This window comes from Bacillus sp. JJ722 (assembly GCF_036963345.1).
GTDB lineage: Bacteria > Bacillota > Bacilli > Bacillales > DSM-1321 > Bacillus_AD.
On record NZ_JBALMO010000018.1, the window covers coordinates 16,074 to 27,583 of the forward strand.

Annotated in this window: 18 protein-coding genes; all 18 read right to left on the minus strand. The window is 34.9% G+C overall.

What is annotated here, in order from left to right; genetic code table 11:
- Positions 1-4 precede the first annotated feature (4 nt).
- Positions 5-208, minus strand: coding sequence for a hypothetical protein (locus V7014_RS02710; protein ID WP_335503925.1), 204 nt, complete (start codon positions 206-208; stop codon positions 5-7).
- Positions 208-1,662, minus strand: a complete 1,455-nt coding sequence (locus V7014_RS02715; RefSeq protein ID WP_335503927.1) for a DNRLRE domain-containing protein — start codon at positions 1,660-1,662, stop codon at positions 208-210. The genes V7014_RS02710 and V7014_RS02715 overlap by 1 nt, the downstream gene beginning before the upstream one ends.
- A gap of 2 nt (positions 1,663-1,664) precedes the next feature.
- Positions 1,665-1,937 (minus strand): hypothetical protein, encoded by a 273-nt coding sequence (locus tag V7014_RS02720; protein ID WP_335503929.1) that lies wholly within the window; start codon positions 1,935-1,937, stop codon positions 1,665-1,667.
- A gap of 1 nt (position 1,938) precedes the next feature.
- Positions 1,939-2,220, minus strand: a complete 282-nt coding sequence (locus tag V7014_RS02725) for a hypothetical protein (protein ID WP_335503931.1) — start codon at positions 2,218-2,220, stop codon at positions 1,939-1,941.
- Entirely contained in the window at positions 2,217-2,774 is a 558-nt protein-coding gene (locus V7014_RS02730) for a putative phage tail protein (protein ID WP_335503932.1), read from the minus strand. The genes V7014_RS02725 and V7014_RS02730 overlap by 4 nt, the downstream gene beginning before the upstream one ends.
- On the minus strand, positions 2,767-3,837 hold the full coding sequence (locus tag V7014_RS02735) for a baseplate J/gp47 family protein (protein ID WP_335503933.1): 1,071 nt from the start codon (positions 3,835-3,837) through the stop codon (positions 2,767-2,769). The genes V7014_RS02730 and V7014_RS02735 overlap by 8 nt, the downstream gene beginning before the upstream one ends.
- Positions 3,827-4,297, minus strand: coding sequence for a DUF2634 domain-containing protein (locus tag V7014_RS02740; protein ID WP_335503935.1), 471 nt, complete (start codon positions 4,295-4,297; stop codon positions 3,827-3,829). Before V7014_RS02740 ends, V7014_RS02735 begins: the two co-directional genes overlap by 11 nt.
- Positions 4,281-4,712: a DUF2577 family protein gene (locus V7014_RS02745; protein ID WP_335503938.1), complete on the minus strand. Its 432-nt coding sequence runs from the start codon at positions 4,710-4,712 to the stop codon at positions 4,281-4,283. The genes V7014_RS02740 and V7014_RS02745 overlap by 17 nt, the downstream gene beginning before the upstream one ends.
- Positions 4,712-5,647: an XkdQ/YqbQ family protein gene (locus V7014_RS02750; RefSeq protein ID WP_335503940.1), complete on the minus strand. Its 936-nt coding sequence runs from the start codon at positions 5,645-5,647 to the stop codon at positions 4,712-4,714. Before V7014_RS02750 ends, V7014_RS02745 begins: the two co-directional genes overlap by 1 nt.
- A gap of 9 nt (positions 5,648-5,656) precedes the next feature.
- Positions 5,657-6,061, minus strand: a complete 405-nt coding sequence (locus V7014_RS02755; protein WP_335503941.1) for a hypothetical protein — start codon at positions 6,059-6,061, stop codon at positions 5,657-5,659.
- 10 nt (positions 6,062-6,071) lie between these two features.
- Positions 6,072-7,952, minus strand: coding sequence for a hypothetical protein (locus tag V7014_RS02760; protein WP_335503943.1), 1,881 nt, complete (start codon positions 7,950-7,952; stop codon positions 6,072-6,074).
- A gap of 198 nt (positions 7,953-8,150) precedes the next feature.
- Positions 8,151-8,555, minus strand: a complete 405-nt coding sequence (locus V7014_RS02765; RefSeq protein ID WP_335503945.1) for a phage tail assembly chaperone — start codon at positions 8,553-8,555, stop codon at positions 8,151-8,153.
- A gap of 13 nt (positions 8,556-8,568) precedes the next feature.
- Positions 8,569-9,003, minus strand: coding sequence for a phage tail tube protein (locus V7014_RS02770; RefSeq protein ID WP_335503947.1), 435 nt, complete (start codon positions 9,001-9,003; stop codon positions 8,569-8,571).
- A gap of 14 nt (positions 9,004-9,017) precedes the next feature.
- Positions 9,018-10,076: a phage tail sheath C-terminal domain-containing protein gene (locus tag V7014_RS02775; RefSeq protein ID WP_335503949.1), complete on the minus strand. Its 1,059-nt coding sequence runs from the start codon at positions 10,074-10,076 to the stop codon at positions 9,018-9,020.
- Positions 10,057-10,521 (minus strand): phage tail terminator family protein, encoded by a 465-nt coding sequence (locus V7014_RS02780; protein ID WP_335503951.1) that lies wholly within the window; start codon positions 10,519-10,521, stop codon positions 10,057-10,059. The genes V7014_RS02775 and V7014_RS02780 overlap by 20 nt, the downstream gene beginning before the upstream one ends.
- Complete coding sequence (locus tag V7014_RS02785) at positions 10,518-10,937, minus strand: HK97 gp10 family phage protein (protein ID WP_335503954.1); 420 nt, start codon at positions 10,935-10,937, stop codon at positions 10,518-10,520. The genes V7014_RS02780 and V7014_RS02785 overlap by 4 nt, the downstream gene beginning before the upstream one ends.
- Positions 10,937-11,275: a phage head closure protein gene (locus V7014_RS02790; RefSeq protein ID WP_335503956.1), complete on the minus strand. Its 339-nt coding sequence runs from the start codon at positions 11,273-11,275 to the stop codon at positions 10,937-10,939. The genes V7014_RS02785 and V7014_RS02790 overlap by 1 nt, the downstream gene beginning before the upstream one ends.
- Complete coding sequence (locus tag V7014_RS02795) at positions 11,253-11,510, minus strand: phage gp6-like head-tail connector protein (protein ID WP_335503958.1); 258 nt, start codon at positions 11,508-11,510, stop codon at positions 11,253-11,255. Before V7014_RS02795 ends, V7014_RS02790 begins: the two co-directional genes overlap by 23 nt.

Genomic DNA, 11,510 nt, shown 5'->3' on the forward strand with positions numbered 1-11,510 from the left:
CTCCTTAAGAAATACCATTCTTAGCAAGTATTGAATTAATGTTCGCAATTTCTTGTGTTTTTGCTGCATCTTGCATTAATAACAATGCATTTTCTTGTTTTAAATCATAGATCGTTGTTGGTAGCATACCAATGTTTTGAAGATGCTCTGAAGCTTCTTCTCGTCTACGTTGGGCTTCTGAAACAGGCATTGGATTATACAGTTTCATTAGTCAAATGCACCCCCAAAACCACTAATAATAACGTCACTTGTCGCTGTTCCTTTATCGGCTGTAAATCGAATGTTCACGCCCCATTGTTCTGCTGTTTTTTCCTTGTTTGCAAAAGAAAATCCTCGGTTTTGTTTTACATATTGAGTTAGGTCTTCCCAAGTAGGTTCAGCATCAAATGCATTGTTACAAGCTTCAACCTTTACTGTTGCTCCAGCTGGGATTGCCCAATCTGGAGATACGAGTATACGACTTGCAGATATATCCGTAACGAAAGGATTTTTCAATTTGATTTCAATCCTTGTTTCATTCCTTGAAAAAGTAAAAAGTCTAACAGTAGCCATTCCTTTACTGTCTTCGGCCGTAATAGTAAGATTATGTTCACCATTAGTAACCTGTAACCATTGATGGTGTGTAAGAGTCAGTATATAGTCAGTGTTAGGCTCTGCTGTAAATGTTTTAACGACTACACCATCCAATTTTTCTGTTACGGTTACACCATCACCATCTGGATCATTAACTCTATAGGTAACTGAAGGTGGACTATCTAATAACCCTAAATCATTTCCTTCAGCGATAATTTCAGGCGCCAGATTGTGTATAACGTTAAAGCTTCTTGTTTCTATTGCCGATTTTCCACCTTGATTATCTTCTGACCACACTTTTAAATAATGGGCTATGTCTTCTGATAAAACATCAGTAACGGCTATTTCTCCATCATGTAGTTTTTTACTTTTGAATGTTAATTCCTTATTAAATGGAATTACATCAGATCCAGTAGAAATTGCTGTTGCTAATGCTCTTATTTCTCCGTTATCCACTTGGTACATTACATTTACAATGTTTCCACTATCAACATCTAAAGTTGAACCGTCAATCAAAAATGTATTGTTTTCGTGTAGTATCAGATTGTTTTCTGTTTTGAGTGTTAAAGTTGGAGCTTCATTTGTCGTATACTCTACTTCTAAGTAAGGTCTATATGCAATTGATGTTGCATTATCCGAATTTATACGAGCAGAACTGCCAGTTGTAGTTAAACCTAATGATAGCGTACCTATTACTCCATTTTGTAGTCTATTTACATCCCATATACTTTTAATATCAAAAACAACCCACTTAGGCCCAATTTCGTTAGGAGCATAAACAGATTGAGTTACAAACGGACTGGATATACTCGGCTTTCTATACCATATAATATTTGAATCAAACGTTTGATCCAAAACATTACCTACTTTTATAGTAACTTGGCTGGACTCTTCGACTCGTAAATGTAATCTCACAGATGACACTAACGCATTTTTAGGAATTTCTGATGTATCAAACCTCAAAAAAGACTCATAAATACCAGCATGCACATATAAATATTTATCATCTGGATAACTACCACCAGGATAATCTTCCCAAACGTAAGTACCAACTTGAATTTTTGAATAATCTAATTTGGTTACCACCATTTCTATATCACCAACCTTCCATTTGCAGCATCATATATACCACGAGTTACGATAACATCGTTCAACGTAACAAGGTCTTCTACAAACTGGTTATTAGGAAAGTTATTCGCGAATGAGTTTTCTAAGGCTGTCAGGCGTATATTCATCGAATTACTCAAGACTCTGTTTTCTGTTGATAAAAGGCTGTTATTTAAAATACCTTTTTCCCATCTGTTTATGTCATGTTCTGTTACGGGATCATCTGGTGTCCAATCTAGCTTTGCTTGATATGGCAAATTAATTCCCCCTCACTATAAATTCGAAAGTAAATCCTAATAACTGCTCCTGAGCTGGGAGTATACTTGCTTTTCGTTGGGTTATTAGCTTCCCTTGCTCATCTAATAAAGCGATTTTCTCTATTGCTCCTATATCCCTTGTATCTCCGCAAACAACTACAACTCGGTTCTCTGTACGTAATTTTGATACTATTGGAATATTAACCGTATCATTAAATTGGACGGTAGAAGCTCTGTTCTTTATGTCTTCTGCAGCACGGTTAAAATACACTTTTTCAATCATGGTATGACCTCGCCTTCCATGTATTTAATAGGTGTCATACCTACTTTAAACTCATGCACTTTATGATAAGTTTTCAGCTTGTAAGATACTTTATCTTCAATGACAAGAGCATCTTCCACATCTAGAGAAATAATATGATTTAAATGTGCTGGCTTCATATCATCAATAACTTGATAGAATGTTTTAAAATTACCTAGTTGTTTATCAGGTGCAAGTTCCAATTTAAAAACAATTCTTCCATCAAACCCAACCGTTACAATTGTTTGTAAAATAGATGATGCTACTGTTTCTAATAAGATTCGATCTAATTTACTTTGCGATTGCCATTTTGCTTTAATAACAGCTCGTCTTTCTTCTAAACTACTATTCGGTACAGGAATAATGTTTAACTCCTTCTCGTAGATCGGTAAAGCCCAGGTAGCTGTATCAATAAGCATTTGATTTCGCAAATCATCTATATCAACATTTCCCTTTTCAAATTGCTTTTCATCACTTGCAATAATCTCTTTGAAAACACCACTTTTTCTTAAGTAAATTGGAAGATAATTAAGCAACTAAAACACCGCCTAATACTGCTACTTCTTCCTCCGATATAGGAACATTAACCACATCATCATTCACCAGTAAGTTAGAATAGTCCGTTACTCCTTCACTTTCCAAAATAACGCTACCTATTTGAGCATAAGAAACAAAGCTCTGATTAAAAGCTATTTTCTTAAGGTATTCAATGATATTTTTTGATACATTTTGTTTAATTACATCGATGCTGTAGCCATCCTCTGCGATAACGGTAAAGGATATATTAATATTTTTTGCGATTGCACTTACTACTGTACAGAATGAACCTAAAGAAGATTTACCTTCTCCTAAACCTAAACCACCTGGGTCAATATGCTCCTGGACTGCATCGATTAATTCTTGTGATGCTGGCAACATATTAGAGTCAATTATGACAACCTTTACTGTATTATCACCATTCCATAATGGGAAAACTCTTGCTTCACCAACGCCTGTTACTTCTCTAGCCCAATTTCTAAAATGATGCTTATTATTACTTGTTGCTGGCGTTCTAATACGGTCATAATATCTTTCTATTAAATCCTCATCTGATTCTGCTTCGTAGCCATCTGTGAAAGGCTGGGGATTAGTAACTGAAATAATACCTGGTAACGTGACTGGCAATAATGTAATTGCATTAGCAGGTACATTGCCTATCGTTCCAAATTGATCGCATTCAACTAGTACCAGTACTTTACCCGTTGAATCGATTACTTTCTCTTCTAAAGATGAATAGAAAACATTATCGGCTGCCACTTTATCACCTACATAAATAACAGAGCTAGGACGACCAGTAATTTCTACATAATCACTTGATTTCGTAGACTTCTTTTTTTCCTGCCCAGTTAGTTCATAGATACGCTTTTCTAATTCTTCACCTTTTAGGTTTTCAATACTTAATTTAGAAGCTACTTCATCAATGCGTTTATTTGTATTTTCATGCTCTTTTGCTGACGCTTTGGTTGAATCCCATATAAATGATCCTTCAGCTTTCTCATAATCATTGGATATGCCTTCAATCATTTCAGCATGGATAATCTCTTTTGTTCTATTGCTCACGGTTAAAACTCACCTCCTGGTTAAATGATTCATCGTCCACAATGTTTACTGTGAAGTAAATAATAAGTAATGACTTTTCTCTCTCAAAGCGAAAATCTGAAAGAAAATCAATAAGAGGATGCCTTAACAGTGCAACTTCTATTTCTCTTTTCAATTCAGACTCGATAAAAGCCTGTGAAAAGTTATGGCCAATGACAAGGTCTTCAATAGTTACACCATATTCTGTGTCTTTCTCTTCTTCTTTCTCATAAATCTTAAATCTGAACTTCTCTGTTTTTAATACCTTTGTGATCCAAACTTTCAAGGCTTCTTTTCCAGTAACGACAACCATCTTACCGTTCTCAAAAACAAACTCACCTTTATCAAAATCAAATAAAAAAGACTTACCATAATAGGCAGCCTTTGAAGTTTCTTCGGTATTTTCTTCTGGAATCATGCTTTCATCAATCTCCGGAAACATCAAATGTCACCGCCTCATCTATAACAATAAAAGATTGACTGTTTTGTGATGGAACTAATATAACCTCATCATCTTTTTTAATCGTATCTGTCCACTTTATTTTGCCTTTTGACTTTAATGTAGTTGTATCTACATTCAGTGATTCAATACCATGTGAATGTAGGCTCTCAACAGTGGTACTTCCACATTGTGAGTCTGTAAATTGAACATCAGCTTCAAATATTTCATATTCTCGTGTGTAACCTTTTAAGAGACTTGCAGCAAACACTAAATGTGATTTATCAAGAATAATATTTTTATCAATTTCTATTTTAATATCAGGGAAATCAGCTATTACCCTACCAACAAAATAACCATCATACGGTTGATTTTCATTTTTTTTAAACATCTTTGCTAACTCAATTATTCCATCCATTATGTCACCCCTAACGTCAATGACATCTTGCGTATTCCGTTGTTTAAAGACTGTTTACAATCAGTAATTAAATAGGTCCCTACAATACCAGTGATAGGTTCATTTACCTTCAATAATCGTCCAGCTCTTACATTATCGTCACCTAACAATTCAATGCTGTTATCTTCTTTAATGACATTTAATTCTTTAAGTGTCTGATTAGCAATATTTTGAGCTTTGGCAATATCCTTTTGATCCACCGATTGAACATCTTGGAGTAAACCATATTTCTTAATATTTTTGTTGTCTTTGGCTTTCGCAACAACTTTTGTAACTTTTTCATCTCCAGAGACAATTACAATACTATTTTTCATTTCTTCTATCGATTGTGATCGCGATGGGTTACCTATTAAATCCACCCTCGCTTTAACATATAGGTCCTTTTGCTTTTCAATGACTAAAGTTCCGCCACGCATTTCCATTCTGTATTTGATGCCTAATTCCTTAGTTGCTTGACTTAAAATGTCTTTAATAATATCACTAACTACCTTGTCTTTATAGATAGTGCTTATTTTAGTAGGTATAGATACAACTTTATTTGGTATATTGAATTCCCTTAATACCTCTTGTATAGCGTTACTCGCTGTATGTTTATTGAATTGCTTTATGATCTTACTCTTGTTCAAATAAAAAGCAAAATCAAAGCAAACATAACTTCTAGGCGATCTACCAGCTGACTTTTCAGAAACGACAATACCTCTAAATAATTCTGTATTATTGTTTTTCAAAATAATCAAATCCCCAATAGATACGACATTCTTAGGGATCTCTTTCATATCAGAATACGCAAGATTAAAATCCAATTGCATACCTAACGTATCAACATTGCTATGCCAAGAAACATTCCCAACCAATCCTGATATATCCTTTTTGTTTGTAAATAAATGATATGCCATTTAAATCACCTAAAATGGTACAAATTCTTCAATGTCTAATTTATAGGGAATGTCTCCAGCTCTATCTATTCCATGAGTAAAGTTTTCAATAGTAACAGGGATATTAAGAAGTTCTAAGCCGGATTTGTTTGTAATAACAACCCTTATCGATTGCCTTTTATCTTGCCATTTCGTAAAGAAAGCAATTGCTTCTTTCCCCATTACCTTACTCTTAGCGAATGGATAAGGCTTCATAGGAAAAAAAGAAGAAATACTAAATCTAATCAGTCCTTTTAAACCGATTAATTTGATTTCTCCTTTTTGGATCGTATCGAATGTTTCATTTTTTTGTGGTCGTGGCCATTCAAGACCTTCAGGAACAATGGGTAATTTTAATGTTTCTTTTCGGTTATTTGCAGAAAAAACAACGTCCATTATATCCCCCCTACATATTAGCTAATGTTAATTTAAGCATTGGTACAAATTCATTTAAAACTTCACTAGCTGTAACACCCTTCGCATTAAAGTTTTCAATTATAACAGTTGGACCATCGTTATTGTTGCTTGTTGTTGTCGTTGTACTCACAACAGGATTTGTTGTTGATTGATTGCTACCTTGTGATTGTGCCATAGTGTCAATGTTATCGATGTTAACACCTTGTTGACGTAATTTTTCTGATTGTCGTGCTGGAATGATCATTTCATCCTTATGGATTTGCGCAACCATATCATGTGGAACACGATTGGTCCCTACTGCAAAGCCAGGTAAAAAACTAGCAGCCTTACTAGCAGCACTCGATATTGTGCTTCCTATCGATGAAACCCAATCTGGCATCTTAAAACTAGTTATCTTGCTTATAAATGAACTAACTGTTGATGTAAGATCACTGAAGAAGTCCGTAACGCCCTTTATCTTACTGGCAGCCCAATCATATATACTGCCGAACACTTCTTTTGTTTTAGCCCACAATTCTTCAGCTTTTGCTTTTACAGTATCCCAGTTTTGATATAAGGCAACACCTGCGCCAACTAGTAAAGTGATAAGCGTAATTACCAACCCGATAGGATTTGCTCGTAACGCTGCGTTGAAGCCTTGTGTAGCAAATGTAGTAGCGATAGTTGAAGCCTTAAACGTGTCCATAAGGCCTTTAATTGTACTAATGTAAGATAACAGTTGTAATTGAATAAACAATGCTCCAATGGCTGCACCAATTGGCAAAATAATTGAAGTTATAGTCCCCCAGTTGTTTATAATAACATTAGCGAAATCAGTTACTTTACCCACAATTGAATCTAACCCTGGTGTCATTTCAGCTAACTTAGCAGTAAGTTGATTAAATACATCAAGTATCACCGCACCAAATGGAGCTAATGCTGTGACAACATCACCTATAATAGATCCGATGTTACTGAGTGTATCCATCAATACTGGTCCATTTGTTTTCGCATATTCAATGAAACTTTGGAATCCATTCGATTCACTTAACCCATCTGACCATTGTTGAAACTTTTCAGTCATGCTTACCAAGCCTTCTTCAACACTAGCTCCTAACGGTGAAAATGCTTGAAATATATTAAAAATACCAGCAAAAACGTTACCTGTTATAGTTGCAAAGTTGGACAAACTTTCAGCAGCATTTATTTCTAACCAAGTAAAAAACTCCTTCGCACCAGAACTATCCAATGCACTGCTCATATCTCGTATAATCGAAACCATCATGTCAGATACTCTAGTGATAGTTGGCGCTAAATTTGTTAATAATTTTTGAGTGAAGTTTAACCCTTCACTAAAGGATTTAAAAACAGGCTGTTCAAACTGTTTAACAAAGTCACCCCAAAAACCTTTAAAGTTTTGTAAGTCTTTTAATGCACCTTTTTGCGCGTTACTCATATCAGCATATACTGCAGCTAACTCCTTTTGTGCTGCAGCTCTCTCTTTGGCACTGTCTGCATTTGCAATCTGTTCCTCTATCTTCTCTACTTCTTTTGATGCTTCAAATACATTACCAAGTGCAGATACCGCAACAGCTCCAAATGCTGCCGCACCGATACCAGCTGCAGCAAATGATGCGCCCACAGCACCAACTCCGGCAATAGCAGGTCCAGTAGCAGCGCCTAAACCAGCAATACCTGTCGTTATTAATCCGGTTTTCTTTGCAACATTAGAAAATGTTTGAGTTGCATTTTCTGAAAAGGTTGTCATTCTAGTATCTACAAATTTCAATCCACGTTCGAAATCGCTCATTCCGGATGCTGCTTTTTTCATATTTGTAGAAAAGTTTTTATCCTTTAAAGTTAAAATCGCTGATATTACTCTTGTACCCATTTGTCTCTCACCGCCTTTTACAAAAAAAAAAAAGAAAAGGCTATTTCATTTTGAATTTAGCCTTCTCTTCTTCAACATATCGATCTAAACTTGCTAACATAAAGAGCTTTTCATCTTCCCTTAAATTCAACAAGTATTCTAGTGTAAATCCTTTTTGCAAGTAGTGATGATAAAAATAGAATTTATCATCACTTTCAATTAGTTTTTTAAATCTTTAACCTTGCTAATTGAATTCCCATATCCAGCTAGTGCAAAACAAGCCTTAGCAATCTCATCAACTTCTCCTGGTTCAAATATTTTTTCAACAATATCTTGTGGTTCAACACAACCAAATTCTTTTTGTAGATCTTTGTCTTTTAAATTCGGTTCAACAATCGAATTATAAACTACGAAAACATTAGATTTATCTGCTTGATTTGGATCATGTGCCATTTGAATTGTTTCAAGACACAAAGAACGTTCAGGTTTTTGAATAGTTATAATTCCATCTAAACGATCGATGATTAAATCTTGAGTCACATCATCTCTAACCTGGTACTTTTCTTTATTTTTGATAACATCCGTCAAAGTTATTTTTTTAATTTCTTTTTTAGTTTCTCCCATTCTAATCCTCTCCTTAAGCAGCAATTTTGTCTATCAAGTCAAAGTCAGCATAATTAAATGGTAATTCCTCTGTACCAAGAGTTTTTTGTTCAAATGCTAGTAAAGTAAATTCATTTAAAGTTATATCCTTAATAGCGATTCGTTCATGCCCAAACGCATCTGGATCAGCAAGCTTACCAACAATTTCAATATCGGGCATAATGCCTGTTTTAACGGCATCAGCCATTAATACAGCACCACGGCTATACACTTTTTTAGTAGTCATTGAACCTTCACCAGTCCAACCTAACATCTTTTTCATAGTTGCTAATACTTCGGCCATATTTACATCTTCATAATCAATAGCGATTTTAGCTTCGAATGCTTCTATATCAAGCCATTTTTCACCATTAACCCAAACGGCACCGAATGTACCGTTAATAACTCTTTTAGGCGGTATCTTATTCAATTGCTATTCCTCCCTTAAATTGTAATCTTGAAATCTAAATCCTCCATTGCATCAACAATTTTGATATTTCCACCTGCAAATACATTGCTTTTGAAGGACATTAATTTTACTTTTAAGTCATCCCATGTTTCAGTATTTGTGCCAATACCTTCCCATGCTAGACGTTGCGCTTCAACGTTCACAGTTGCAAAATTATTATAGCTAGGGTCTAATATATCCTCTGCTGCTAAACCTTTAAGATAGGCATTAACGGACGTAAAAAATAAAACCTGATTATCGTAAGTATTTGGTACCTTACCGACATATTCCTTATTAAAAGTATCCCGAATATCATCCATAATCATGTCCATTACTTCCACAACTTTTATCTTCTTGAAATCTTCTGTTTTGACTAAAGTTGTCGTTACCAAACTATTAACACCTCTAGCAATTTTGATATTTTCACCATCATTTATGAGGATTAATTGACCTGCGTCAATATCTTCATTTGGTGTATCTGATTCGGTAATACTATCCACTTCATCCAATACAAAATAAGTCAAAGATCGTGTGAACGGTAAACCAGCTGCAGCACCAGCTAATCGCGCGCAATATTCGGCAGTTGTGTAGACTTTTTCTCCGACTTTAATATCTTTAGTAGTAAAGTTAAGAATACCTTCATCATCACTTTCCATATACGGAAGTACTACTTTACCTGTTTTCTTGTCGTTTTTACGCTTTGTCTTAATCCAAGTTGCAACTGCTTCCTTTTCAGTATCTGTTATTTCAGGAATAGCTAGGTAATTCCATTTCTTACTCCCAACACGTTTTAAAACTGCATTCAAATCAGTTGCTGTTGTGTCTTGCCTTTCACAGATTACTTTCTTTGGTGTACCCAGGAATGCTTTATTGATATAGTCTAGGTTTTCAGCTTTCCAATCAGCTGATTCAATTTCTTCAATACTCTTATATTCTTTAGTAAAAAAGTCTCCGGTATCATCCTTCAGTACCAAAGCGACTATACCCATAGCACTTCGCTTAATCGCGCTAACAGCTTTACCTTTAAACTCTATATTAATCTCCGGTAATCCCACTCAAATCACCCTTTCTAAATTCTAGATTTTGCATTAACTCTGGCTTGTGGTTTGGATCAGTACCATATTCATTTTCCCTAGCATCAAAAAATTCAATATCAAAGGAAAACTCAAGTACGCCATCTATTACATCTGCTTTAGGTTCATCGATGTTAAAAAATCTATCTAACACAGGTAGTTTTAAATCAAATAGATTTCCAAGTTGTTCATTTACGTCCATTAGTTCAATTGAATTTTCATCACGATCACTAGGAAAATAGTTAATCCGTATAGTCAAAGACTTATGAACCTGACTTGTATCGCCATCACGTCCCATGTTGTCAAAAGACACAAAAAAAGAAGGTCTAGCAAAACCCTTCTTCACATCGTTGCTATTAATTTTAATTTTAAATTCTTTGATTAATAACGTATTTATTGCGTTTTTTATATCCTTATACGTAATCATAGTTTCCCCTTATCTAATAGATCGTCTAACCAATCAGATATAATGGCATCAGCTTGACCACTGTTTTCAAATTCTTTTATACCATTGTCCAATACCTTCTTACCTTGAACAAAGCCAACTTCTGTACCATCGTGTAAAACAAGTCTATGACCATCTTCAATTAAGTGCGCATGTGGACTGGAGTTGATAACACGAACAACGGTTTCACCATCTTTCCCTTTAAAAACCTTTCCACGCTTCCATTTCTTATGATAGTTACCAGTTACTTTTTTGACATCTCTACGGGCTTTTCTAGCAACATGGGTCCGCGCTTTACTGCCGACCTTTCTCATAACTTTATTCATTTCTCTTGGTAATTTATTTTCAGCTACACCAAGTAAATCTTTTTGAAATTCAGTTAATCCACTAACCTTCATTATTTAATCACTTCCATACAAAAGATTTCTAATGTCTCATTTGCAAAGTAAGGGTTAAGGATATATTTAATCTCAAATTTATGATTTTTATAATGAATTTCCATTTCCTTTGTGATTTCTTTACCAGCCGTATAACGCACAATGATTTTATGCGTAACATTAGTCAGTATCGTATCAGCTACTTGTTTTTGTAGGCTCCCTGTTTGTGGGACTATCGATGCCCAAATTGTTTTAATTTTACCGAACTTAAATGAACTTTCGTTTAGTTCATTAATAAATTCTTTGTTTCCATAGACATCAATTCTTTTATTTAACTTATTGGTTTGTCTCTTCGGCATCATAGACCTCCTGGACAATGAAAGGAGTAATTGCATCAAGAGCCTGCTCCAATTCTTTTTCGGCCACACGATATTCATAAAAAATACCTGCAGCAAGAATCACCAAATACTCTGGTTGTGCCCCTGTTGCCTTTTGAATATATCGTTGACCTTGTTGTAAATAAAAAGAGAGCATGGAATCCTCCATGTCCTCTTCTCGAATATGTTCTTTAAATTTCTTTAGTAGCTCATCCAT

Coding starts and splice junctions, on each gene's coding strand:
- V7014_RS02750 (WP_335503940.1), bottom strand. CDS start 5,647: ATGGCATATCATTTATTTACAAACAAAAAGGATATATCAGGATTGGTT.
- V7014_RS02760 (WP_335503943.1), bottom strand. CDS start 7,952: ATGGGTACAAGAGTAATATCAGCGATTTTAACTTTAAAGGATAAAAAC.
- V7014_RS02715 (WP_335503927.1), bottom strand. CDS start 1,662: ATGGTGGTAACCAAATTAGATTATTCAAAAATTCAAGTTGGTACTTAC.
- V7014_RS02780 (WP_335503951.1), bottom strand. CDS start 10,521: ATGATTACGTATAAGGATATAAAAAACGCAATAAATACGTTATTAATC.
- V7014_RS02725 (WP_335503931.1), bottom strand. CDS start 2,220: ATGATTGAAAAAGTGTATTTTAACCGTGCTGCAGAAGACATAAAGAAC.
- V7014_RS02790 (WP_335503956.1), bottom strand. CDS start 11,275: ATGCCGAAGAGACAAACCAATAAGTTAAATAAAAGAATTGATGTCTAT.
- V7014_RS02795 (WP_335503958.1), bottom strand. CDS start 11,510: ATGGATGAGCTACTAAAGAAATTTAAAGAACATATTCGAGAAGAGGAC.
- V7014_RS02745 (WP_335503938.1), bottom strand. CDS start 4,712: ATGGATGGAATAATTGAGTTAGCAAAGATGTTTAAAAAAAATGAAAAT.
- V7014_RS02765 (WP_335503945.1), bottom strand. CDS start 8,555: ATGGGAGAAACTAAAAAAGAAATTAAAAAAATAACTTTGACGGATGTT.
- V7014_RS02740 (WP_335503935.1), bottom strand. CDS start 4,297: ATGTTTCCGGAGATTGATGAAAGCATGATTCCAGAAGAAAATACCGAA.
- V7014_RS02755 (WP_335503941.1), bottom strand. CDS start 6,061: ATGGACGTTGTTTTTTCTGCAAATAACCGAAAAGAAACATTAAAATTA.
- V7014_RS02710 (WP_335503925.1), bottom strand. CDS start 208: ATGAAACTGTATAATCCAATGCCTGTTTCAGAAGCCCAACGTAGACGA.
- V7014_RS02785 (WP_335503954.1), bottom strand. CDS start 10,937: ATGAAGGTTAGTGGATTAACTGAATTTCAAAAAGATTTACTTGGTGTA.